Origin of the sequence: Kitasatospora cystarginea, from assembly GCF_039533515.1 — a bacterium.
In the GTDB taxonomy this organism is placed as follows: Bacteria; Actinomycetota; Actinomycetes; order Streptomycetales; family Streptomycetaceae; genus Kitasatospora; species Kitasatospora cystarginea.
In genome coordinates, this window is record NZ_BAAATR010000043.1 from 21,504 (window position 1) to 46,198 (window position 24,695).

Sequence of the window (24,695 nt, forward strand, 5' to 3'; positions counted from 1 at the left end):
GGTGGAGCGGACATCAATGCTGGCGTAGCGGACACTCTTGACCAAATCGCCAGGAATTGTGTCGCAAGCCCGATATCCCGCCGAAAAACTTGCGGCCACGGACCCCCTCGGCCGGTACTCGTCCTGCGTCGCCCGGCGCCGCGCGATGCCGTGCACCGCAGGCGATCCCCAACTGGAGCTTTCGAACATCCCAGCACCACTTATGGCCCAATTCACGCTTTCGAGTGAGTTTCCGTGAGGCGAGGCCTGATGCTGCGCACCGGAATAAAACCGGCGCAATCGAACAATCTCACGCCGGGGCAATCGCTATGGCGACAATCTCTGATGGCCGGAAGAAGAGCTGATCTTCCTTCTGTCATAGGCATTCTGACGCTCAGTCAGTTCTTCGGACCAAGGGACAAGGACCAGGACCTGCCATGACCACCGAGACCGTCCAGCAGAACCAGCAGAGCCTCAGTACCTCCGCCGCCAGGAACCTGGCCACCACCACCAAGACCGTGCCGCAGATGCTCGGGATCACCCCCCCGCTACCTGCTGCGCGCGCTGCCCTGGGTGGACCTGGAGGCCGGCGTCTACCGGGTCAACCGCCGTCGGGGCTTCATCCTCGGCGACGGGCTGATCAGCACCTACGTGGACGGCGGCGGTGCCTCCCGGGTGATCGCCGAGGACCTGCGCGAACTGTCCTTCCTGCGTGACCAGGAGAGCCCGCTGCTGACCGCGCTGGCCGGCGGCTTCGTCCAGCGCGAGGTCGCGCCCGGCGAGCTCATCGCCGCCGTTGGCGCCCCCGTCGAGGCGCTGCACATCATCGCGTTCGGCCGCGCCGAGAAGCGCGCCACCGGCCAGTACGGCGAGGACGCCCTGCTCGCCGTGCTCGGCGACGGTGACTTCTTCGACGCCGGCGCCTGGGTGCGCGGCGAGGCCGTGCCGTACCAGGTCAAGGCGGTCACGCCGTGTACCGTGCTCTCGCTCGACCGCCGGGTGCTCACCGAACTCGCCGACCGCGAGCCCGCGTTGCGCGCCGGACTGGACGCCTTCGCCGCCGACGGCCAGGGGCCAGCCGACCGCGAGCACCCGATCAGCCTGACCTCCGGCCACAACGGCGAGCCGCAGCTGCCCGAGACCTTCGTGGACTACGAGGAGAACCCCCGCGAGTACGAGCTGAGCATCGCGCAGACGGTGCTCAAGGTGCACACCCGGGTCTCCGACATCTACAACTCCTCGATCGACCAGGTCCAGGCGCAACTGCGGCTGACCACCGAGGCGTTGCGCGAGCGCCAGGAGTGGGAGATGCTCAACAACCCCGGGTACGGGCTGCTCCACAACATCGTGCCCGGCCAGCGGGTGCACACCCGCACCGGTGCGCCCACCCCGGACGACATGGACGAACTGCTCACCCGGGTCTGGAAGCAGCCCGCGTTCTTCCTGGCCCACCCGAGGGCGATCGCCGCCTTCGGGCGGGAGTGCACCCGGCGCGGAGTACCGCCGCAGATCGTCGAGCTGTTCGGCAGCCCGTTCATGACCTGGCGCGGCGTGCCGCTGCTGCCCTCCGACAAGCTCGACCTCAAGGGCTCGGACTCGGCGCCCGGAACCACCAACATCCTGCTGATGCGGGTCGGCGAGGCCCAGCAGGGCGTGGTCGGACTGCGCCCGGCGAAGGTGCCGGACGAGGTGGAGCCGGGCCTGTCGGTACGTGCGATGGGCGTCGACCGCCAGGCCATCACCTCCTACCTGGCGACCTGCTACTTCTCCACCGCCGCGCTGGTGGACGACGCCATCGCGGTGCTCCAGAACGTCGAGGTGTCGAACTACCATGACTACTCCTGACGGATTTCGGCCCGCTACCGGTCCTGCCGCACTCGCCGCCGCCCCGGCCGGCGGGCCGGCCCCGGTCGCCGCACCGGCGACCGGGGTGTTCGGGAGGTTCCCGGCACCGGGGATGCCGGCGGTGCCGGACCCGCTGCCCGGGGCGCTCGCCCACGCCGCCGGCGGCACCCGCTACTGGCTGCCGCAACAGCCGCTCCAGGCACCGGCGGTGACACCGCGCGTCGCCCCGCCCACCGCGCCGCCGAGCGGATTCGACGTCGAGGCCGTCCGGCGGGACTTCCCGCAGCTGCACCGCGAGGTGAACGGCCGGCCCCTGGTCTGGCTGGACAACGGCGCCACCACGCTCAAGCCCCGCCAGGTCGCCGAGGCCGTCGCCGAGCACTACTCGACGGGCACCTCCAACGTCCACCGCGGTGCGCACAGCCTGGCGAGGCAGGCCACCCAGGTGTACGAGGAGGGCCGCGAGGAGGCGGCCAAGCTGCTCGGCACCCAGGACACCGACGAGATCGTCTTCGTCCGGGGCACCACCGAGGCGGTCAACCTGGTGGCGCAGACCTGGGGCCGGGCCAACCTCGGGGTGGGTGACGAGATCCTGGTCTCGGCGGCCGAGCACCACTCCAACCTGGTGCCCTGGCAGCAGATCGCGGCCGAACGCCGGGCCCGGGTCCGGCCGATCCCGCTGCTGCCCGACGGGCAGTTGGACCAGGACGCGTACCAGGACCTGCTCGGCTCGCGGACCAGGCTGGTCGCGCTGACCCATGCCTCCAACGTGCTGGGGACCGTTCCGCCGGTGGCCGAAATGACCGCGCTGGCCCACCGGTACGGCGCCAGGGTGCTGGTGGACGGCGCGCAGGCGGTGAGCCACTTCCCGGTGGACGTCACCGCGCTGGACGCCGACTTCTACGCCTTCTCCGGACACAAGGTCTTCGGCCCGACCGGGATCGGCGTGCTCTACGGCAAGCGTGAGCTGCTGGAGGCCATGCCCCCGTGGCAGGGCGGCGGCAACATGATCGACTCGGTGAGCTTCGAGGAGACCACGTACGCGCCGATCCCGCACCGGCTGGAGGCCGGCACCGGCCACATCGCCGGGGTCGCCGGACTGCGGGCGGCCCTCAGGTACCTCGCCGGGCTCGACCGGCAGGCCGCCACCGCGTACGAGGAGCAGCTCACCGCATACGCGATGGGCGCGCTGGCCACCGTCCCCGGGCTGTACCTGATCGGCAGCGCACCGGGCAGGATCGGGGCGCTGACCTTCGTGCTCGCCGGGACGGACCCGATCGCGCTGGCCGGGGCGCTCGACCGGCAGGGCATCGCGGTGCGCGCCGGGCACCACTGCGCACAGCCGGCGCTGGCCTCCTTCGGCCTGCAGAGCGCGGCCCGGGCCTCGCTCGCCCTGTACAACACTGCGCAGGAGGTGGACACCCTGGTCGCCGCGCTCCAGGACATCCAGGAGCAGGCGCAGTAGCGGCACGACGGGCGGGCGCCGGCAACGGCGCCCGCCCGGCTGCTACTGCGCAGGCGGCGACTGGAGCCGGTTCGCCAGGGCCGAGGAGAACGAGGAGACACACGCGGCGAGTTGGGAGGTGCTCAGCTTCGCCGGGTCCCCGCCGCAGTCGGTGGCCGACGGCGGCGCCGAGGGGGCGGTGGTGGCCGAGGGCTGGGGCGAAGGGGACGGAGTGCCACCGGGGGAGGGCTGGGAGCCCGGCGGACTCTGCTTGAGGTAGACCAGGTTGGGCGTGGTCCGGCCGTCACCCGAGACGTCGATGTAGTCCTGGGTCTGCCCGTTGATGTCGACGAACCCGCGCCACATGCCCTTCCCGAACGGGATGATCTCCTGAAGGTTCCCGCCCGCTCCGGTGGTCACCGTGACACCGGTCTGCTGGGTGATCCAGGCGACCATCCGGCTGGAGAGCTCGGTCAGGTTGACGGGCCTGCTGGTGTCGCCCTGCACGTACACCTGGAGCTCGTTGAGATCGGCGTCCACCTCGTCGGCGCGCACCACCGCGAAGGCTATGATCGCCTCCGAGGAACTGTTCCTCGGCACCAGCGGAGTCACGTAGTAGTAGTGCCCGTCGGTGGCCGAACGCAGCAGGTACTCGCCGGGGTTGGTGGCGTTGGTGTCGGTGGAGGTGTGGGCGAAACCGAAGCCGTCGCGGTTCTTCGCGCCCCGGCCGGCCAGCCACTGGACCGCGCTGATCTGCTCCTTGACGACCGATCCCGGGTAGACCGTGCCCGGCAGCTCACCGGGGTGCACCGTGCTCCGGTGCTCGATCACCGGCTTGCCGCTCGGCGAGCCGGTCAGCACCAGCACACCGTCCGGACGCTGCACCGTCCGCTTGTGCCAGGCGATCTGCCGGGTCACCGCGATGACGATGACCGGCTTGGCCGTGGCGAGGTCGGTCCCGTCGCAGTAGCCCCAGACGTCCTGGTCCTGGTAGAGGAGTCCGGGGAACCGCTCGGCCAGCAGGTTGCGCAGGCTGTTCGCCCGGTTGCCGCCGAAGGCCCGGTCGAAGGAGTGGTCGCCCTTGAACTCGCAGGCGCTGTTGCTGTTGGAGGTGCCGTCCCAGACGGCCACGCCCTCGGTGGGCTGGGAGCCCGAGCCGTCCAGCACGCCCGTCCAGACGCCGTGGCCCTGGCCCTTGCCCGGCAGGTAGTGGATGCTGTGGCCCAGCAGGCTGACACCCGAGGCGAGGGCGGAGCCGGTCTTCAGCGCGGTCGCGGCCGCGGCGTAGGAGGCGGTGCGCGGCTCGAAGTCGAAGTTCGGCATGGGCCGCACCTTGATGCAGGCCGGGACGTCGGCGGCGCCGAGGTGGTCGCAGCGGTCGCCGTCGCCCTTGCGCGCGTCCCTGGTGAGCGGACGGGCGGAGGCCGGGGCGTCGGACGCCGAGGCCGGGATGTCCAGCACCGTGGCCCGTGCGTAGTAGCGGCCCAGGTCCTTGTCGTTGTCCCAGAACGCCATCACCGTGCACCCGGTCGACGCCAGCAGGGCCAGCGACGTGGCGCCGACCAGCAGGTAGTCGACCCACCGCGGCAGCACGACCGTCACCGCCACGTTGACCGCCATGACCAGGTTGCCGATCAGGCCGATCGTCGCCCAGATCCAGAACAGCGCCGTCGCGTGCACCGGAGTGCCGTGCGGCAGGAACTGCGCCTGGAGGAACAGCCGGTAGCTCTGGTCCTGCTGTCCGAAGCCACCGAAGACGAAGTGCTTGACCACCCATATCAGCAGTGCGAGGGCCGGCATCCACAGCCACCACAGGGCGAGAAGGCCCAGTCTCCCCAAGAGCAACCTGCGTCGAGTCGTACCGGCCATGGACCCCCCTGTCGGTGCTGTCGTATGTCCGCCCCGAGTCTGCCGCCAATCAGTAGGCTTTGTCCGCGATTTGTTGAACCGTCAGCGAGTGCCGGCCCGGCACCGGCTCAGCGGCCGCGCAGCGCCCGCCCGCCGAACCCGTTGCCACCGCCGGCGGCCTGCCACCACCGCTCGACCGCCTGCTGGTCCATCGCCGCCCAGTCGGGCGTCTCCTGGACCTGGGCGCGCCCCAGGCTCCGGCCGAGTTCGACCGTGGACCGCCCGACGGGCGCCCGCTCGGCGTCGTAGGAGTGCAGCGCCTCGGCCCAGCTGCCGGCCGTATCCAGGGCGCGCTCCAGCGCGGCGGCGTCCTGCAGTGCCTTGATCGCGCCGCTGCCGGTGGGCGGACGGGCGATCGAGGCGGCGTCACCCACCACGGCAAGCCGGCCGCGTGCGTAGTGCGGCGTGGCCATGTCGTACATCGGCTGCACGAAGCGCGTACCGGCGGGGGTGAGATGGATGACCTCCTGCCAGTAGGGCGGGAAGTGCTCATTCACCAGGCCGAGCTGGTGCTCGGACAGCTCGCTGGTCATGGCCCTGGGGTGCACGTTCGTCGGGCCGCCGAACCGCAGGCCGTCGGCGGCCGGCGGACTGGTGTAGAAGACCCAGTTGACGTCGGTGCCGTGGCCGCCCGGGCCGGGGATGCGATAGACGATCATGTGTCCGCCGGGGAAGACCACCGTCGAGGCGTCCTGCTCCGGGAACGCCTCGGGCGGGGAGGGCAGCCGGCCCGCGGGCAGCGTGCCGCGCCAGGCCACGAAACCGCCGTACCGCGCCTGGGCGTCCGGGAACATCGCTGCCCGCACCACGGACCGGTACCCGTCCGCCCCGACGACCAGCTCGAAGTGCTGCTCGCCGCCGTCCGCCAGGTGCACCACCGCGCCGTCGGTGCCGGAGACGACCCTGGTCACCGTGGCGCCGGTGCGGTAGTCGACGCTGTCGGGGATCCGGTTGCGCAACTCCTGCCAGAGCGAACCCCAGTTGTACGAGCGGAACGGGAACGGCAGCACGCCGATCTGCCGCCCGGCCCGCACCGTGCCCTCGCGCACCACCCAGGGCCGCCGGGCCAGTTGGACCCAGGGCATCCCGGCGTCCAGATAACCGGCCGCCTCCAGCTCGGCGTACCGGTCGTTGTGCAGTGCCAGGCCGACGCCCCGGTCCTGCAGTCGGCCGACGGCCCGCTCGAACACCACCACCTCGTCCGCACCCGTGCGTGCCGCGGCCAGCGCGGCGGCGCAGCCCGCGATGCTTCCGCCCACTACGGCTACCCGTCCTCCGCGCACAGCCGCCTCCTTCCCTCGCCGAACGAGTATGACGGTGCGTCGGACGTTCAGCCGTCGATTCGGTGCAGTTTCCAGAACTCGGTCAGGTCGGTGGCGGTGGCGGCCTGCGCGGCGGCCTTGAACTCGGCCGTGGTCGAGACGCCGTACCAGTGGGTCCGCGCGTAGGTGCGCAGGAGTTCGGCCATCGTGGTGCCGCCGATCAGCCGGCGCAGGTCGTGCAGCGCGCACTTGCCGTAGTCGTAGACGACCGTCCCGTACCGGGTGGGGTGGGCGTCCCAGTAGCGCATCGAGTTGGTCAGCCGCTCGGCCGCGGACTCCCAGGAGACGTCGCGCCAGCAGCCCTCGCCCAGCTTGCCGAGGGCCAGGTCGGTGGCGTAGTCGCTGAACGACTCGTCCAGCCAGGGGGCGTGGTACTGGTCGTCGCCGACGATGCCGTACCACCACTGGTGCGCGAGCTCGTGGACCAGCGCCGTGGTGCTGACCCGGTCGAGCACGAACCCCGGGTACTCCATCCCGCTGAACCAGAAGCCGTCGTCCAGCACGGCGGCCAGCCGGCCGTACGGGTAGGTGCCGAACCGCCGGGCGTGGGCGTCGACCGCCGAGGTCGCCAGGGCCAGCATCGACCGGGCGTCCGCGGAGCCGACGCTCGCCGTCGAGTAGACGTCGATCCGCACCCCGGCCGGGGAGGTGGCGGAGACCCTGGTGAACGGGCCCGCCGCCCAGGCGAAGTCGCGGACCCGCTTCGCCACCGCCCTGGTGACGGTCCGTCCGGCGGACCCGGGAATGTCGACCGAGCGGCCGGTGGCGGGCACCAGCAGCCGAGAGGGGTGGTCGAGGGTGACGGTGAAGTCCGCGGCCTGCGTGTAGAAGGACTCGCCGTTGTCGGTGTACGGATCGAGGTGCACTCCGGCGGCGTCCCGGATCGCCAGCACCGGCAGTGCGTTGCCGAGGAAGCTGTACGGTCCGTCGTGACCGAACCGATCGGTGCCGTCCGGGACTTCGACGCCCAGACCGAAGGCGATCACCCCGGTCGCACCCCGGCCGAGCGGTGCGGGCAGTGCGACCCTCAGCGCGGTGCAGCCCACCGACAGCGCGTCCGGGGTGCCGCCGGTGAGGCCGGTCACCGTGACGGGCTGTGCCGCGCAGCCGCCGTGCGCGTTGTCCCACAGCCGGAGGTAGACCTCACGCAGCGGCTCGGCGGAGGCGTTGGTGAAGCGCACGGACTCATGGCCGTGCCAGCGGGTCCCGGTGCCGTCACTGCTCAGCTCGACCGTGTAGGCGGGGGCCGCGGGCGTGCGGGTCGGGTCGGAGTGCGGATCGGGCGTCCGGGCGGGTGTCGCGGCTGCCGTGAGGAGCACGGCGAGGGCGGCCAGCAGGGCCAGGGTGCTCCGCATGTGATCCTCTCGGTTCGGGCTCGCGATCGAACGGCCGGGCCGGGCCGCCCGACGGACGGCCCGGCCCCGGGGCGACGCGAAGTCACTCCCTGCGGCCGGCCTCCCGGTGGCGGGCCACCGCCCGGCGTACCGCCCCGTCCACGGCGGGCAACGCCGCGGCGATGTCGGTGTACAGCACGTACTCCACGGTCGCCACCGTGTGCAGGCCCTGGACCAGGAAGGTGTACTCCCGGCCCCGCTCCAGCAGCAGCACGATCGGCTTGTCGAAGGCGCTCGCCCAGCCCACCTCGACATGGGTGCCGGGTGAGGGCGGAGAGCCCGGCAGCGCGACGAAGACCTCCGCCTTGCGGATCTCCTCCTGGTCCAGCCCGGTGCACTGCTCCGGACTCATCAACTCGGCACCCCACGCCTCCCGGCGATGGGCGTTGTGGACGGAGATCCCCTGCGCCTCGAAGTGCTTGATCAGCAGGTCGAACGGGGCCCGGGCCTCGTCCGGCATCTCCCCGGTGGCCGGGTCGAGCAACTGGATGAAGGGACCGGCCAGGAACAGCGAACGGACGGCCGGTGCGTCCGGGTCGGCCGGCAGACCGGCGGTCGGTGCGGTGGTCTCGGTGGTCATACGGGTACCTCCGGAACGAGGCCGGCCTGCGGCGTCGGGTGGGGGCCGACCGGCGGGGCGGTCGAGGACTGGCGGAGCGGGGCCGCGGTCAGCACTTGCGGAAACACTGGATGTACGCGTCGCCGCTGGTGCCGTACGTGTACTCGGTGGTGTCGTACGCCGTGTACGGGTGGCGCTCGACCCGGATGGACGTGAAGTGCGGCAGGTACTGCCAGCGCAGTTCGGGCTTGGTGCTGAAGAACGGGATGAACACCCCGCCGGGACGCAGCACCCGGACCACCTCCGGCATGGTCCTGGCCCACAGGTCGGCGTTGGTCCAGACCTCCATGTCCAGCGCCGGGTCGAAGAACATCCCGTCGATGCTCTCCGAGGGCAGGGCGAAGACGTGCTGGAAGAAGTCGCCGCGTTCGATGGTGAGATTGCCGGGCAGCTTCGGGTGCCGGGCCCGGAACAGGTCCTCGACCTCTCCGAACAGCTCCAGGACCGTGTGGCTGCGGGTGGCGGGGTTGTTCGCGATGCGCAGTGCGGAGAGCCCGAGGCCGAGGCCGACCTCGTAGAAGTCGTGGCCGTACTCGCACAGCATGTCGGCGCTGGCCCACATCAGGTCCCGCTCCCAGGCCTGCATGGCCTGTTCACCGCCGATGCTCAGTGTCACCTCGCCATCGCGCTCGATCAGTTCGATCTCGGGCTTGGGCTGCGTTTCCATGGCAGACGTCCTTCGTTCCGTCAGTTGGGGGATCGGCGGGGGCTGCCGACCGGTCAGGTGCGGCGAGGCAGTACTCCGAAGTGGCGCCGGGCCGTGGAGACGGCGAGGTCCTGCACCGCGAAGACCGTGAAGTAGTAGGCCTGCGGGGCCGTGGTGGGGGCGAACCGCACGCGGAAGACGACGTCCTCCGGCTGCCCGGCGGCCCGCACCCTGACGGTGGCCGGTTCCACCGTGGCGTCCTCGCGCAGATAGGTCGGGACGAACAGGCCGAGCCGGACCGGCCCCGGGCGCGCGGCGGTGAGCGCGGCGCGCACCTCCAGCACCCCGCCCTGCTCCACCTCGTCCGCGGCGTAGGCCAGCAGAGCGGGCGCCTCGGGGAGCCGGAAGGTGACGTCGCCGCAGCGCATGCAGACCGCGCAGGTGGTGTCCAGGATGTGCGGGAGCAGCCCGCGCCGGGTGAACTCCTGGGCCGGGCGGCCGCAGTGGCAGGTCACCTCGCACACCTGTCGGTCGAGCGAGCTGCGGTCCCCGAAGTGCGCCGGGTAGTTCATGATCTCGTTCTCGGGGTTCGCCGCCACCTGCTCGGCGATCACATGGTCGAGCGACTGCAGGTCGGCGGTGAGCGAGGAGCGGATCTCATCCGGCGACTGGTCGGCGAGGTGGGTGGGCCGGGCCACCCACAGGTCCACCTTGCGGGCCAGCTTGGTCAGGCGGGGGCGGAGTGGATGGTTGTGCGGCAGCAGCTCGGAGGTGAGCAGGGCGGTCAAGCGGCGTCCCACCGTGATGACCAGGGGGTCGGGGCGATGGTCGGAGGGGTGGGGGATCTGCCGTGCGGAGATGTGCTGTTCGGAGGTGTGCTGTTCGAGGGGGTGATTCTCCGGGGCGTCTCCTTCCGAGGCGCGCTCTTCCGGGGAGTGCTGCTCCAGGGTTTGCGAAGGGGCGTCGGGCAGACCGAAGCGCATGAACGCCGGGTAGGGGTGCGAGCCCGCCAGGCTGGCGTTGAGGACGTCCACCGAGTCCGCGCCGGTGAGCGCGGCACGCATCCAGGCGACGTTCTCCGGACGGTCGGAGTCATGCACCGAGACGGCGGAGACGACGGTACGGGCCGGGCCGTCAAGGGCGTTGAGCAGCAACTGGTACTTGGGGTCGTACAGCGCCAGGTCGGCGAGCGGACCGCTGTTGCACGCGCTGAGCACCAGCTCCACCGCCTCCACCCGATTGAGCGGCACCAGCTTGTCCTCGGGCTTGTAGCAGGGCAGCCCGTACGCGCACCGGGGGCCGAGCAGCCCCGGCCTGGCGGGGACGGCCGGGTTCAGACCGCAGATGGTGAACTCGCCCAGGTTGACGCTGTCGTCCTTCCCGTGACCCTGGAAGGCCACCCGGCGCCACCGGGTGCCCAAGATCTCGGCCTGGATGTCCGCGCGCTCGAAGTCGCGGTCGTCGAAGACCCGCACACCGGGCAGGTGCGGCGGCCGGTCGGTGTCGGTGAACAGGCCCACTGCGTCGATGCCGGTCGCGGGCCGCGCGTACTGCTTGGCGATGTTCCAGGCGAGCGAGGCGGCGTCGCGGCCGCTCAGCAAGGTCAGCCGGTGCCGTCGGCTGCGGTAGGTCGCCAGCAGCAGGGCGCGCACCGGGTCGAGGTTGAGACGGTCGTAGCAGCCGAGCAGCAGGAGTTCTCCGGGATGCCGGCGGTGGAAGGCGGCGAGGTCGGCCAGCTGCTCCTCGTCCACCCACTCGCGGGCCAGTGGGCGGGCCAACTCGGTCACACCTTCGGGGAGTTGCTCCGTACCGAGGACGATGCCGAGGTCGACCGGCCGCGGTGGCCGCACGGCGGTGTACACGCGCGACGCCAGCTCCACGCTCCGTACCAGGTCGGCTCGGCCCTCGACCGGTACCGGCACCGACACCGCCGCCGGGTCGCCGGTGTCCAGGAACTCCTTGACCGCGGAGGGCAGTTGGCGGAAGAGGACCGGGTGGAAGAGCGGGGCGGCTGCGTTCATCAAGGATTACCTCGCGGGCGGGAAGGGCGGAGAGGGGACGGGGCCGGGCAGGGCATCAATGGGGTGCGCGGGCGGCGCGGGCCAGTGGGCGCCGTCGGGGCACGGGGTGCTCGGGCCACCCGGGACACCCGGGACACCCGATCGGGCACGTGGCGTCGGGGCCCGGGCCCGCTGAGCGGGTGCCCGAGGGAAGGCCCTGACTTCTGCGGATGGTTGGCGGGGCATCCCCGGGGGCTGTCGGGAGCGTTGACCGGTAATCCTCTGAGGTGCTCGGGAGCGTTCATGCCGGGCACTCCGCGGGGGCGGTGGCGCCGCGGGACAGCAGCCCTCGGCAGGCGAAGGCCAGGCCGGCTCCGGCCAGGGCGAGGACGAAGGCGGTCGCGAAGACCCCGCGCGGGCCGATCCGGTCCATCAGCAGTCCGCCGGCCTGCTGGCCCATCGCGTCGCCCAGGACGGTGGCGAGGGAGGCCCAGGTGAACGCCTCTGCCAGCGAGCGGCTGTCCGCGACCGTGCTGACCAGCGTCAGCTCGCTCGCGGACACCAGCGCGATCGGTGCGCCGCCGACGGCGAGGGCGAGGGCGAGCACTGGTTCGGAGGTGGCCGCCGGCGCCAGCCCCGTCCCGAGGGCGTAGGCGAGCACCAGGCGCGGGAAGCGGACGTGCGGTGCGACCTGGGACTGCGAACGCCCCAGCCACAGCGCGCCCAGCGCGCTGCCGACGCCCCAGCACGCGTACACCGCACCGGTGGACCCCGGTGACCCGTGAGCGGCGACGAAGGCCGGGACGGCGAGTGTCATCAGGCCGATGGGGACGGCACAGGTGGCCATGATGCCGGTGAGTGCCAGCATCGCCGAGTCCCGCAGCGGGCCGAGAAGTCGGCGCGGCCCGTCTGCCCCGGCGTCCGCCTGCTCCGGCTCCGTGCCCGCCGGAAGGTGGACGAAGGCGAGCCCCAGGGCTCCCGCGCCGCCGACCACAGCGACGGTGGTCAGGGCCAGCCCGGCGGAGCCGGAGAGCATCAGGCCGGCGAGTGCCAGCGGAGCGCCGATCACCAGGACCTCGGTGAGCAGCGCCTCCCAGAGGTAGGCGGTGTCCCGGTCCTGCTCCTTCAGCGGAAGCCGGGCCCACAGCGACCGCATGCAGGCGTTGGCGGGTGGGAGCGCCACTCCGGCGAGTGCCGCCGCCACGGGCTGCGCCCAACCGCCCGGCCGGGTGGCCCACACCAGCACGGCGACCATCGACGGGTGGAGGACACCGGTGGTGGCCAGCACCGTCCGGCGTCCGCTGCGGTCCAGCCGCCGGGCGATCAGCGGGCCGCCGACCGCCATGCCGGCGGTGTAGAGCGCGGCGACCAGGCCCGCTTGAGCGTAGCTGCCGCCCTGCTCGCGGACCACCAGCACCATGGCCAGCGACATCAGGTAAACCGGCAGCCTGGAGACGATGCTCCACCAGGCGACGGCGCCGACACGGCGCTGAGTCAGCAGGGTGCGGAAGCGGTGGGGCAGGCCGTTCGTCACCGGTCCGGACCCCGTCCCGTGGCCTGGCCCGGTCCGGTGGCCGGGCTCACGGAGGTGACGGGTGCCAACTCGATGGTGAAGGTGTCGAGAACCTCGCGCATACGTGTCTCCACCTCGCCGATCGACGCTCCCACGACATGGACGTACCCCGACGCGTTGTGCGAGGCCCGCCGGGCCGACACCGAATCGCCGACACCGACCTTGAGAACGGCGTCGACGACCCCGGGGACACGCAGCAGTTCCTCCTCAGGGGTGATGCGATGAACCGTCCCCGAGCCGGGAAGCGGCAGCAACAGGTCGCCTGCGCACCGGCGTTCACGATAGTGGAGATCGGGGCGCAGGCCGCGGTACACGTCCAGGGTGGCACCGAAGACGTCGAAGCCGTACGCGTGGCCGTGGTTGGCAGGGATCTCGCAGCCCGCCAGCCGGACGCCGATCTCGCCCGCGTACACCTCGCCGTCGACCAGGAAGAACTCCATGTGTGCGTAGCCGTGGTCGATATCCATGCCCGTGACGATGCGCTGGAGCATGGCGCGCAGGTCGACCGGCGGGGCTTCGTCGGTGCCGACGCTGATGTTGGCGTTCATCGCGCCGTCGACGATGTCCAGCGGCCGGCAGGGCATCGCGCTCGGCCAGGCGTCCAGCACCTCGCCCCGGTGGATGACCGTGCACACCTCCCACTCGGTGCCGCCGAGGAACTGCTCCACCATCCAGTCCCGCGCGCCGAGGTCGATCCCCGCCAGGTCCGCCGGCCCGGTGAGCCGGTAGGTGTCCACGCAGGCGAAGGAGTCCACCGGCTTGAGCACCACGGGCCAGCCGTGCTCCTCGGCGAACCACTCGACCTCCTGGGCACCGCGTACCCGCGTGAACTCGGCGGTTTTCAGGCCGAGTTCACGGAACCGGTACTTCATCTCGGTCTTGTCGCGCACCCAGGCGACCTGGCGTTCGGTCAGGTGCGGCAGGCCGACCAGTGCGGCGAACCGCTGGGCGACGGCCTGGCGCGGCTCGGACGGGTTGCAGAACCGGGTCGGCCGGACCGGAAGCCCGGCGGCCCAGGCCTGGTACCGCGCGGCCTCCTCGGCCAGCGGCACCCCTTCGCGCACCCAGAAGGCCGGGAGATGTGCCGTCCGGTGCAGGTGGTCCTCCGACAAGTCCTGGCGGAACTCGGCGAACCGCAGCAGTACCAGGTCGTCCGGGAGGGTGTGGGCCGCATACCTGGTGAACGACGAGGGGCGGTCGTCCACCATCAGCAGCGCGGGACCGTCGGAGCTCATACCGCCTCCAGGACCCGCCGGACGGCCTTGGCCGCCAGGACCTGCTCCGGCTCGGAGAGTTCGGGCGAGAGCGGCACGCACAGGGTGCGCTCCAGCTGGTCGCGGGTGCGGGCGAAACCGTCGCGGCTGAGCGCCAGCGGCCCCTCGGGGGCGTGGTTCCACGGGAAGCCGTCGGCGTAGAGCGAGCTCCGGCCGGTGAGCACCGGGTGCTCGGGAAGCAGGTACTTGCCGAGCGTCCAGTTGGCGATCCCCTCGGCGGTGAGCGCGGTGACGGCGGCGTCCCGCAACTCGCGGCTCTCGCAGCGGAACCGCAGGCTGAGCTTCACGTCGCCCTCGGCTCTCGGCCGCACCTCCAGGTCAAGGCGGCCGGGTGTCTGCGCCATGGCGATGGCGTACATCCGCTCCAGCCCGGCGAGCAACTCGTCGAGATGGCGGAACTGCTGGCACTGGACGGCCGCCACCTGCTCGCTGGTGACGAAGTTCTCGCCGTAGTGGGCGTCCGGGTTCCAGGTCGGGTAGCGGCCGGGCACGCGGGCCGAGCCGTGGTCGTGGTAGCACCGCATGGTCGCCCAGGCGTCATCGTCGCCCGTGACGAGTAGCCCGCCCTCGCCCGAGGTGAGCACCTTGTTGTGGTGGAAGCTGAACGTCCCGGCGTAGCCCTTCGTCCCGACGTGCCGGCCGTCCGGGAACCGCGCGCCGAGCGACTGGGCGCAGTCCTCGATGAGATACGGCACACCCATGGGTAGCGGGGCGACCGTGCCCTCCATGTGGGCCGTGATGACCCGCTGGGCGCCGGACGGCAGCAGGCTGGCGTCCAGCGACAGCGAGTCGTCCGCGTCCACCAGGACCGGGATCAGGCCGCAGGAGAGCACCGCGCCGGCCACCGCGACGAAGGTGACCGCCGGGATGTAGACCAGGTCGCCGATGGACGGCCGGGTGGAGATCAGCGCCAGACGCAGCGCCTCGGTGCAGTTGTGGACTGCCAGGGTGTGCACGGCGCCCAGCCGCTCGCACACCTGGCGCTCCAACCGGGAGGCCATGCTCTCGGTCTCCGTCTGGTAGCGGAACAGAACCTGATGGTCGATCACCTCTTTCAGTTCCGTCATGTCGGACCACGCGAGGTAGTTGGCGCCGTAGGGGAGGAAGCGCTGGCCGAGTCGGTTGTCAAGGGTCATCTGGCGTCGGACTCCGTGATCGGGTGCACCGCGCCGTCGACGGCCATCTGCTGGCCCCGGTAGTTGCGGAGCAGCAGGCCGTCGGGGGTGGGGGTGAAGTACGGCTGGGCGATGGGGATTTTGCCGATCTTCGTGGTGAGTACGTACTGCGGCACCCCGAACCCGGTGATGTGGCCCTGCAGGCCCTCCATGATCTCCCAGCCCTTCTCCACGGAGGTCATGAAGTGCGAGACACCGGTGACGTTGTCGCAGTGGTAGAGGTAGTAGGGCCGCACCCGGATCCGCAGCAGCTCGGTCATCAGGGTGCGCATGGTGGCGACGTCGTCGTTGATGCCGCGCAGCAGCACGGTCTGGTTGCCGACCGGGATCCCGTGCCGCAGTAGGCGGTCCACCGCGGCGGTGGCCTCCTCGGTGATCTCCTTGGGGTGGTTGAAGTGGGTGTTCAGCCAGACCGGGTGGTACCGGGAGAGCATCGCGCACAGCTCGTCGGTGATCCGCTGCGGCAGCAGCACGGGGAACCGGGTGCCGATCCGGACGATCTCCACACTGGGGATCGCCCGCAGACCGCTGATGATCTCCTCCAGCTTGCCGTCCTGGTAGGAGAGCGGGTCCCCGCCGGTGAGCAGTACGTCGCGGATCTCGGGGTGCTCGGCGATGTAGCGCAGGTCCTCGTCGAACGAACCGCCCTCGTCGTCACGGAAGTAGGTGCCGTTGACATCGGTGGTGTGGAACTTCCTGGTGCAGTGCCGGCAGTAGACCGGGCACGCCTCGGTGACCAGCATGATCACCCGGTCCGGGTACTTGTGCACCACGCGGTTGGTCTTGCGGTAGAAGGTGTCGCCGACCGGATCGACCTCGGCACCGGAGAACTCGACCAGCTCGCCGGTTGCCGGGACGGCCTGTTGGCGGACCGGGCAGAGCGGATCGTCCGGATCCATCAGTGACGCGTAGTACGGGGTGATGCTCCAGCGGTACCTGCCCGCCACCCCGGCGATCGCCTTCTCCTCGTCCGGGCTGACGTTGATCCACTGTCGGGCCTTCTCGATGTTGGTGATCCGTCGGCGCATGTGCCAGCGCCAGTCGTTCCACTGCGCTTCCGGGACACGGGGTCGGATGAACGTGGGGCCTGCGGTAGTCCCGGTTTCGCGGGGTGTGCCGGACATGGCGGCTCCAGGGTCGACAGGTCTTCGATGGCTCGGGGCGGGTCACCAGGGCTCGCACGGCCAGGCCATGGTGTGGATGGCTCCCGACGGGTTCACGGTGGGGACGAGGTCGGGGCGAGGGCGGGCAACGGGAGGAGGGGCGGGCTTCACCGGGCGGGTTCACGGGGCGGGCTCGACAGGGCGCGCCGGTCGGCGGGTGGGTGGAGCACCGGACGGGTGGGGCCACCGGGCGAGCCGGCTCACAGCGGGGCGAGGGAGAGCTGACGGAGGGTGCGGGCGACCCGCTGCGCACCGCGCAGGTCGTCCAGGGACGGGTCGAGGGCGCTCCACTGGGCCACCGCGCCGTCTTCGGGCGGCACCCAAAGGGACGGGTCACCGGGGTCGGTGGCCAGCGGCACAGGGACCAGCTCGGTGACCCGCGCGGCCAAGTCCCGCTGGGCGGCTCCGAGCGGTGGTACGAACCCCAGCGGCGCACGACGGGCCTGGGCCAGTACGAGTGCGCCCAACGTCGGCGCGGCCAGGAAGACTTCGGCGGCGGCGTGCAGCGCGTCCACGTCCACCTCGGCGGCGCGATGCACCCGCACGGCGGCGAGTCCGGGCTCGCGGGCGTACCTGGGGGCGGCGCCGGGACCGTGGTCGGGGCTGGGGCTGGGGCTGGGGCTGGGAGTGGAGTAGGAGCAGGAGCCAGGATCGGGGTCGGGGCACCGGAGGGTTTCGGTGAGGCCGTCCAGGGCGGCGTGAACCGGTGCGAGCCGGGTGTCGCAGACCACTTCGCAGTGTCCGGTGCGGCGCACCGCCTCGTGGACCAGGGCCCGCAGCGGCCCGGCGGCGAAGGCCTCGAGCTCCTCGTTCGGTACGTCCCACGCGGAGAGCAGCAGCAGGGCTCCTGCGCGGTGCCGGTTCCTGGTCAGCCGGGTGGGCGCGAGTGCTCCCGTGGGCCGCGCCCCGCCTGTGGGGCCGAGCAGCCAGCCGGGCCGGTGCTGCCGGTGGAGTGCCCGCTCGGCCGGCCGGGCCGGCGCCGGCCCGGCATGGCCGGAACTCAGGTGCACGACCGGGATGCCCAGCTCCAGCAGTCGGCCGGTGGCCGCCTCGTCGTCGCAGACCAGTGCCACCTCGGGTAGCGGCGGATCGGGCAGCGCGGGATCGGTTGGCGGATGCTCGGGCACTGCCGGTGCGAGCGGTGCGTCCCCGGGAGGCAGGTGGACCGGACGGAGCCCGCCGAGGTGAGCGGCGACGTGGCGCAGGGCGAGCAGTGAGTCCAGCTGTTCCTCACGGGCGGCCAGCAGGACCCGGCGGCCCGGTGTGACCGGCTCGCCGCGGCCGGCGGTCAGTACTGCCACGGTGTCACCGCCCCGAGGCGGGCGACATCGTCGCTGTACCCGGCGGCCGTGGTTGAACAGCCGCTGCACACCTCAGGCCCCCGCCGGCGGTAGAAGTCGGCGTGCGCTCGGAAGGCCGGTGTGTCCAGCAGGATCACGCCGCCCTCGCGGATGGGGGCGCCACCCGGGCCGTCGTCGTTCTCCCGGTGCGGGATGCAGCTGCACGCGTACATCCGGCCGTGCTTGCCGTCGATGTAAATGACGTCGTCCGCGACGTGGCACAGCGGGAGCGAGGCGCGTGGGGTGATGGACGCGGTGAAGTAGCGCTCCTGCTCCTCGGCGGTGTCCCCGTAGAACCGCTTGCCCATCGGGACCAGCAGGGCGCTCGGGTCGGCGTCGTAGATCGGGTCGCACACCGCGCGGACCTGGTCGTGGTCGGGGTAGTGGATGGGGCGGTCCAGCTTGAGCGCGGACAACTCCCACTGACGCACCCCGGCCGTGGTCAACACCCGCTGCAGCAGCGGCATTTCGGCGAAGTTGTGCGGGCCGACCACCGTGTTGACCCGGGGCAGGATCCCGAGCGCGGCGGCGGCGCGCAGCCCGCGCAGCCCGGCGTCGAACATGCCGGGGGAGCGTCGGTAGGTGTCGTGGGTCGCGGCCGAGGCGCCGTCCAGGCTGACGATCACCTGAGCGAGCCCGGCCTCGGCGAGACGCTCCACCATCTTCGGCAGCATCGAGCCATTGGTGATCAGGGACATCTTCATCCCCGCCGCCGTGCCCGCGCGGACGAGCTCCACCACATCCGGGTGCATCAGCGGTTCCCCGCCGGTGAACCGGACATAGGCCACCCCGGCCTCCCTGGCCTTCGGCAGCAATTCGGCGAAATCCTCGCGGGAGAAGCGGAATGTGTCGCGGGAGAGCGCGAAATCACACATGAAGCAGTCGGCGTTGCAGGCTTCCAGAATTCTGATGAACAGATAGCGGTGACGCTCACGCACGGTGGAGGACATATCCGGGCCGTTCATGGGAAGGGGCGGGACGAGCCGGGCGTCAGGAAGGTGGGGAGGTGCCTCGCAGGGTGGCGAGCAGGGCGTCGGCGACCTGGGCCGCGCCGCCCGTACCGACCGTGGTGGTGAGCGCGCCCCAGTCGACGCCCTCGGCGGTGGAGTGGCGCAGCGCGCCGAGCACGGCGTCCCTCAGCGCCCTGGTGGTGCCCCGGCCGTCGGCCGCCTGCGCAGCCGCGCCGATTCCGCCGTAGATCAGCTCCAGGGCGCGGTCCTCGCCGTGCGACCGCAGCGACAGCGCCTCCTCCTCGACGAGGACGTCCTTGGGCCAGACCACCCGGACCTCGGCGCCGACCGCCTGGCTGTGGAAGCGGCCGTTGAAGATCTGGCTGAGGTTCTGCGGCGGCAGGCAGACGGTGGGTACGCCCAGGCTGCCCGCCTCCAGCAGTGTGGTCAGGCCCGGGGAAGTGAGCAGGACGTCACAGTGGGCGAGCCGGTCGAGGAAATCGCCGTGGGTGAGGCTACCCGTGGTCGTCCGCGGCGGTGCGACCGCGGCGTCGACCAGGCGCCCGGCGAACTCGGCCGGGAGGTTGCCCGCCACGTGGACCTCATGGACCCCGTGGGCGGCGAGTGCCTCGAGCACGGCGGGGACGACCAGGCGGGGGTAGTTGGTCCAGTCGGCGAGCCGCGGCGCCCGCAGGCCGCCCAGGCTGACCAGGGCGCTGCGGTACTGCCGGGGAGCGCTCGGCGGACGGTCGAGCACGGCCGCCGGCGGCGTGCCGATGACCGCGTCGACCCAGTGCAGCGCGCGGACGGAGGCCAGCACGTCCAAGCACTCGGGTGGCAGCTCGGCGCACTTCTGGGCGCAGTAGACGGTGGCGTCCAGTGGCAGCGCGGTGCGGTCGCCGGCCGACCACATGAAGGGCAGGCTGTCCACGAACACGGTGGGCACACCGGCGGCCTGCAGCGCCTTCGCAGCGGAGCCGTCCAGCACCACCAGTGCGGCCCGCACCCCCTCCGAGCGCACGATCTCCGCGAGGGTGTCGGGAGTGCCGTCGGCCGACAGGTCGTACCAGCGGTCGACAGGGTGCTCGGAGAGCAGCGGGCGGCCGAGGGCCGAGCCCAGGCCGATGAATCTCAACGGCGGTGCAGGGTGATCCGGCGGCCCCGGACGACCCGGTGGTGCGGGGCCGCCGTGCAGCGCGGAGAGGATCGCGCTGAGTTTTCCCGAGCTTCCCCAGCCGAATTCCGCCCCGACGACGGCGACGGTTTGCGAAGCTGAATCAGTGTGCATCGGATCTACCTCGGCTTCCTGGACGGGCCGCCTTCGATCGGACACAACCTTTGCGCATTAAGCCGACCGGCGCAAGGGTTTCATCCGGATTTCCGATCCGGGAGTGAATATTCGGAACTGACATATCCACATTCGATCTGATCGATGGTTTGTGTGAAAAGTTTGGACGTGGTCAAAATGGGTCGAGCGCGGGCGGCCCGGCCGCTAGGCTTCCGGGCCATGGGCTACCTCGAAGCCAGCGGCCTCGGCCACACCCTCGCCGACGGGCGTGAGTTGTTCAGCGACGTGTCGTTCCGCGTCCCGGCCGGGGAGATCGTCGCCCTGATCGGCGACAACGGCGCGGGCAAGACCACGCTGCTGCGGATGCTCTCCGGTGAACTCCCCGTCCAGCTGGGCGCGGTGCGCAGACAGGGGGCCGTCGCGGTGATGCCCCAGTTCATCGGCAGTCTCCGCGACGACCGCACGGTACGGGACCTGCTGCTCACCGTCGCACCCCAGGCGCAGCAGGCGGCCGCGGCCGCCGTGGACGCGCTGGAGCTGGAACTCATGGAGACCGACGACGAGGCCGTCCAACTCCGTTACGCACAGGCCCTGTCCGACTGGGCCGAGGCCGGCGGCTACGCGGCGGAGGTGCTCTGGGACACCGTCACGGTCGCGGCGCTCGGCCTGCCCTTCCGGCTCGCGCAGTACCGCGAGGTCGGCACGCTCTCCGGGGGCGAGCAGAAGCGCCTGGTCCTGGAGGCCCTGCTGCGCGGCCCGGCCGGGCTGCTGCTGCTGGACGAGCCGGACAACTACCTCGACGTCCCCGGGAAGCGCTGGCTGGAGGAGCAGCTGGCCCGCACCAGGCAGGGGGTGCTGCTGATCACCCACGACCGCGAGGTGCTGAGCCGGACGGCGACCCAGGTGATCACCCTGGAGGGCGGCACGACCTGGACGCACGGCGGTGGGTTCGGCACCTGGCACGAGGCGCGCGAGGCCCGGTGGAAGCGGGCGGCGGAGCTGCGGCAGCGCTGGACGGAGAAGCACGAGCAGCTGAAGGAACTCGTGCGCACGCTGCGCCAGCAGTCCGCGATCAGCGACGAGATGGCTTCCCGCTACCACGCCGCGCAGACCCGGCTGGCGAAGTTCGAGGAGGCCGGCCCGCCGGCCGCGCCCCCGCGGGTGCAGCGAGTCGCACCCGCCCTGCGCGGCGGCCGTACCGGTGTGCGGGCGATCACCTGCCGGAGCCTCGAACTCACCGGTCTGATGCGCCCGTTCGATCTCGAGGTCTTCTTCGGCGACCGGGTGTGCGTGCTCGGTTCCAACGGCTCGGGCAAGAGCCACTTCCTGCGCCTGCTGGACGAGTCCGGCGGTGAGGCCGCGCCGACCGTGGAGCACTCCGGTGAGTGCCGCCTCGGCGCGCGGGTGCGGCCGGGCCTGTTCGCCCAGACCCATCGGCACCCGGAGTGGCACGGCCGTACCCCGGTCGACATCCTCGGCCGTGGCGAGGGCGACCGGGAGGGGCTCGGCCTGGAGAACGCGATGGCCGCCCTGAGCCGATACGGACTCGCCGGGGCCGGCCGGCAGAACTTCGAGACGCTCTCCGGCGGTCAGCAGGCCCGCTTCCAGATCCTGCTGCTGGAGCTCGCCGGATCGACCCTGCTGCTGCTGGACGAGCCGACCGACAACCTCGACCTCATCTCGGCCGAGGCCCTGGAGCAGGCGCTGGGCACCTTCACCGGGACAGTGGTGGCCGTCACCCATGACCGGTGGTTCTCCAGGGTGTTCAGTCGCTACCTGGTGTTCCGGGCGGACGGCCGGGTGGTGGAGGCCGACGAGCCGGTCTGGGACGAGGGCCGGGTCAGCTACGCCCGGTGACCGCTACGCGGGTGGCCGCAGTGAAGATCCGAGTGGCCGGGGGGTGGCGGGTGGCGGGTGCGTCGACCGCCCGGAAAACCCCGAAGGGCCCGGCGCGGGTGCGCCGGGCCCTTTCGGGTGAAGCTGCTGGGAGCCTGTGGGTCGGCTTAGTACCAGTGGTGGGCGGCCCACCAGGACCAGGCGGCGTTCGGGCTGCCGTAGCGCTCGCACATGTACTTGTAGGCCCACTTGATCTGGGTGGTCGGGTTGGTCTTCCAGTCCGCGCCCTCGGAGGCCATCTTGGAGGCCGGCAGGGCCTGGCCCAGACCGTACGAGCCGCTGCTGGGGTTGGTCGCGGTGACGCTCCAGCCGCTCTCGTGCGAAATGATGTTGTTGAAGGAGGCCAGCTGGTTGGCCGGGACGATGCTGGCGGCGATCTGCTGCGGGGTCGCGGCGGAGGCGGCTGTGGGGGCGACCACGGCGCCGACGGTGGCGACACAGGCGGCACCGGCGAACAGAGCAGCGGACTTGCGCAGACGAGTGGTGAAAGTAGACAAGAAAGGCTCCTGAGGTAGGGGGCAGGGCTTCACGCCGAGGCAGGATGCGCGACCGGATGAATGGCTCGTGCGTCAGGCGTGATGTCGGTGCGCGCCCTATTCGGGAGAAGCGCCGACTTGTCTGACACGGGTGGAGGGGACCACCGGTGTGTCGTTGCGACTGAGGCCATTGTTAGCGGGCCCCGAGGCGGGCTCCAAGGGGTCAAAATCGCTAAACCTACGAGGCTCGATCGTAGTTACGGGGCGCGAGGGTGCCCTCGGCCTGCCCTCGCCTTCCCCCTTGCTCCGGGCCGAAACCTCGCGCACGAACCTTTTCTCGAATGCCTTAAACATGCTTCTGACCTGCACGGATGCCAGCCGCAGGGGAGGGGGCTCTATGGGGGTGGTCGGGGGAGGTGGGCATGCCGTTCGGGTGGCTGGCGGCCCCCCGGGCGCGAACCACTATCGGAGGTAGTGGACCCTTTCGGCGATGTGCGCACCATCACAGGGTCATCTGAACTATTTGCCCGATTTGGGAGGTTTAGCGGCGTTGCGAAGGGCTGATGACTTCAGATAAAGGGTCTGTGGTCCGCGGCATTGGAGTGGCCGGGGTCACGGCAGTGAAGTGACTCAAGCCACAGGAACTCGGGTGACCCAGGTCGCATTCCGAGTCGAAATGTGGCCTGGGTCACTCAAATGGGGTGGGATGGTCAGCGCAGCGGCAGCGCCAGCTCCGTGGGATCGGTGGCGCTGGAGTCGAAGGAGACGCTGCTCCCCAGCGGGGTGTGACCGCCGTACAGCGGGTCCTTGGTGTCAAGAACCAGCGCCAGCCGGTGTCCGGCGGGCAGGTCGTAGGCGGTGGCGAAGAGCTGTACGTCGAGGGCGAAGGCCCGGCCGGGTTGCTGGCCGGACCAGCTCTGCGGGGCGTGCGAGATCAGCTTCCCGATCCCGAGCGCGTCCACGTCGTAGAGGTAGGCGAACACCGTGCCCTCCGGTGCGGACGCGGTGACCGTGGTGTGCAGCCGGGCGGCGCCCCGGATGCGCTGGACCTCCGAGTAGGGCTCGGACTGCCAGACGGCGCCGGCCGAGCGGGGCAGCAGGGGGAGGGCGACGGTCGGCGGCAGGCCGATGGCCTGGTCGAGGCCGCCGGACAGCCCGGGGACGCCGCCGTCGGCACCCGAGTCGGTGCCGCCGACGACGGACGTGTGCCAGTCGCTGCCGACCGGTCCGTCGAGTTCTCCGGTGCCGAGCCGGTTCGGGGCGCCGAGCCGCAGTCGGTCGGTCCGGGTGCTGGTCGCCTCCCAGTTCTCGTAGCTCTCGTGGGTGCCGGTCGGCCGGACCTCCAGTTCCACCGACTGTCCCTGGCCGCCGCCGCCCTTGAGGTGCTGGTCGAGCCAGCCGCGCGCGCTCGCCCAGGTGGGGTTGGACAGCCCCAGCAGGCCGCTCAGTTCCTGGGTGGCGTGGTCGCCGGGGCGCAGTTCGAGCCGCTTGGGCACGGTCAGCCGCTGGTAGAAGGAGGTGATCTGGCTGGGGTTGAAGAAGCTGTCGCTCCAGGCGTTGGCCAGGAAGACCGCCGTGCCGTTGGCGTTGATCCGGTCCAGGTAGGTGGCGGGGGACCTGGTCTTCGCCCACTGCACGACCTCGGGTATGTCGCGGTCGGCGAACAGGTCGTCCATGGCCCGGGCGAACTCCGGGCTCTTGCGGCCGGTCAGTGCCTGGAGCGCGGCGAGCTTGTGGGCGGCGCCGAGGTGCCGGGTCTGTCCGCTGTAGAGCGAGTCGGCCAGGTCACCCCAGCCGCTCAGTGAGGCCACGGCCTTGATCCTGGGATCGAAGGCGGCGCCCATCAGAGTCAGGCCGCCGCCCAGTGAGAGCCCCACCATGCCGATGCGCTGCGGGTCGGCCGGGGTGTGGGCGAGGGCCCAGTCGATCACCGAGGAGATGTCGGCCACGTCGGTCGGGCCCGCGACGTCGATCTTGCCGCCGGAGAGCCAGAAGCCGCGGACGGTGTAGGTGACGGCGACGTACCCCGCGGCGGCGAGCTGCTTGCCCTGGGCGACGTACTCCAGGTCGTTCTGTCCCCAGCTGGCCGGCTGTACGACCACCGGATAGCGGCCCTGCGGGTCGGCGCCGGGCGTGCCGGGGGCGGGAGTGAAGACGTCGGCCTTGAGGACCACACCGTCCTTCATCGGGATGTCCACCAGCCGGAACGGCTTGGCGCCGTCGGCGGCGGCCACCGGTTCGGCGAGCGGGGCCGCCGATGCGGGAGCGGCGCTGAGCGCGCCGCCGAGGGCAAGTGCCGTGACCAGCACGGCACTTGCCGCTCGGTGTCCGCCGGAGTGGTGGGATCGCGTCATGGGTGCTCCATCAGGATCTGACGGTGCCTCGGCGGCATCCGTCGGTCAG

At 71.4% G+C, this 24,695-nt stretch carries 17 protein-coding genes and 1 pseudogene; 3 read left to right on the forward strand and 15 right to left on the reverse strand.

Annotated features, from left to right (window positions below):
• The first annotated feature begins 416 nt into the window (after positions 1-416).
• Positions 417-1,824, forward strand: a pseudogene (locus tag ABD369_RS33075) (family 2B encapsulin nanocompartment shell protein).
• On the forward strand, positions 1,811-3,289 hold the full coding sequence (locus ABD369_RS33080) for a SufS family cysteine desulfurase (protein WP_344640306.1): 1,479 nt from the start codon (positions 1,811-1,813) through the stop codon (positions 3,287-3,289). Before ABD369_RS33075 ends, ABD369_RS33080 begins: the two are co-directional and overlap by 14 nt.
• Positions 3,290-3,331: 42 nt before the next feature.
• Here the strand turns inward: ABD369_RS33080 and ABD369_RS33085 are convergent, their stop codons facing one another.
• From ABD369_RS33085 to ABD369_RS33145, 13 genes are all read right to left on the reverse strand, one after another.
• The gene (locus tag ABD369_RS33085; protein ID WP_344640307.1) at positions 3,332-5,068 is read right to left on the reverse strand and encodes a hypothetical protein; all 1,737 of its coding nucleotides are present in this window, start codon (positions 5,066-5,068) and stop codon (positions 3,332-3,334) included.
• 176 nt (positions 5,069-5,244) lie between these two features.
• Complete coding sequence (locus ABD369_RS33090) at positions 5,245-6,459, reverse strand: FAD-dependent monooxygenase (protein ID WP_344640308.1); 1,215 nt, start codon at positions 6,457-6,459, stop codon at positions 5,245-5,247.
• 47 nt (positions 6,460-6,506) lie between these two features.
• On the reverse strand, positions 6,507-7,853 hold the full coding sequence (locus tag ABD369_RS33095; RefSeq protein WP_344640309.1) for a M1 family metallopeptidase: 1,347 nt from the start codon (positions 7,851-7,853) through the stop codon (positions 6,507-6,509).
• 82 nt (positions 7,854-7,935) lie between these two features.
• Entirely contained in the window at positions 7,936-8,472 is a 537-nt protein-coding gene (locus ABD369_RS33100) for a hypothetical protein (RefSeq protein ID WP_344640310.1), read from the reverse strand.
• Between the two features lie 88 nt (positions 8,473-8,560).
• Positions 8,561-9,178 carry a class I SAM-dependent methyltransferase gene (locus ABD369_RS33105; RefSeq protein WP_344640311.1) on the reverse strand — a complete coding sequence of 206 codons (618 nt, stop codon included), beginning with the start codon at positions 9,176-9,178 and terminating at the stop codon, positions 8,561-8,563.
• 53 nt (positions 9,179-9,231) lie between these two features.
• Positions 9,232-11,178 carry a hypothetical protein gene (locus ABD369_RS33110; RefSeq protein ID WP_344640312.1) on the reverse strand — a complete coding sequence of 649 codons (1,947 nt, stop codon included), beginning with the start codon at positions 11,176-11,178 and terminating at the stop codon, positions 9,232-9,234.
• Between the two features lie 280 nt (positions 11,179-11,458).
• Complete coding sequence (locus ABD369_RS33115) at positions 11,459-12,691, reverse strand: MFS transporter (RefSeq protein ID WP_344640313.1); 1,233 nt, start codon at positions 12,689-12,691, stop codon at positions 11,459-11,461.
• Positions 12,688-13,965 carry an ATP-grasp domain-containing protein gene (locus ABD369_RS33120; RefSeq protein ID WP_344640314.1) on the reverse strand — a complete coding sequence of 426 codons (1,278 nt, stop codon included), beginning with the start codon at positions 13,963-13,965 and terminating at the stop codon, positions 12,688-12,690. The genes ABD369_RS33115 and ABD369_RS33120 overlap by 4 nt, the downstream gene beginning before the upstream one ends.
• Positions 13,962-15,140 carry a DegT/DnrJ/EryC1/StrS family aminotransferase gene (locus tag ABD369_RS33125; RefSeq protein ID WP_344640315.1) on the reverse strand — a complete coding sequence of 393 codons (1,179 nt, stop codon included), beginning with the start codon at positions 15,138-15,140 and terminating at the stop codon, positions 13,962-13,964. The genes ABD369_RS33120 and ABD369_RS33125 overlap by 4 nt, the downstream gene beginning before the upstream one ends.
• Entirely contained in the window at positions 15,137-16,303 is a 1,167-nt protein-coding gene (blsG, locus tag ABD369_RS33130; protein ID WP_344640316.1) for an arginine 2,3-aminomutase, read from the reverse strand. Before blsG ends, ABD369_RS33125 begins: the two co-directional genes overlap by 4 nt.
• Positions 16,304-16,542: 239 nt before the next feature.
• Positions 16,543-17,643, reverse strand: a complete 1,101-nt coding sequence (gene blsF / locus ABD369_RS33135; RefSeq protein WP_344640317.1) for a CGA synthase-related protein — start codon at positions 17,641-17,643, stop codon at positions 16,543-16,545.
• Positions 17,631-18,620: a cytosylglucuronate decarboxylase gene (blsE, locus tag ABD369_RS33140; RefSeq protein WP_344640318.1), complete on the reverse strand. Its 990-nt coding sequence runs from the start codon at positions 18,618-18,620 to the stop codon at positions 17,631-17,633. The genes blsF and blsE overlap by 13 nt, the downstream gene beginning before the upstream one ends.
• Positions 18,621-18,672: 52 nt before the next feature.
• Positions 18,673-19,920, reverse strand: coding sequence for a hydroxymethylcytosylglucuronate/cytosylglucuronate synthase (locus tag ABD369_RS33145; RefSeq protein ID WP_344640319.1), 1,248 nt, complete (start codon positions 19,918-19,920; stop codon positions 18,673-18,675).
• A gap of 219 nt (positions 19,921-20,139) precedes the next feature.
• Between ABD369_RS33145 and ABD369_RS33150 the strand changes: the two genes are divergently transcribed.
• Positions 20,140-21,777 carry an ATP-binding cassette domain-containing protein gene (locus tag ABD369_RS33150; protein WP_344640320.1) on the forward strand — a complete coding sequence of 546 codons (1,638 nt, stop codon included), beginning with the start codon at positions 20,140-20,142 and terminating at the stop codon, positions 21,775-21,777.
• Between the two features lie 146 nt (positions 21,778-21,923).
• On the opposite strand, the gene ABD369_RS33155 is transcribed toward ABD369_RS33150, so the two are convergent.
• Both ABD369_RS33155 and ABD369_RS33160 read right to left on the reverse strand, forming a co-directional pair.
• A complete protein-coding gene (locus tag ABD369_RS33155) occupies positions 21,924-22,313 on the reverse strand; it encodes an aggregation-promoting factor C-terminal-like domain-containing protein (RefSeq protein WP_344640321.1) in 390 nt (129 codons plus the stop codon).
• Positions 22,314-23,002: 689 nt separating this feature from the next.
• A complete protein-coding gene (locus ABD369_RS33160) occupies positions 23,003-24,646 on the reverse strand; it encodes a CocE/NonD family hydrolase (protein ID WP_344640322.1) in 1,644 nt (547 codons plus the stop codon).
• Positions 24,647-24,695: the final 49 nt, after the last annotated feature.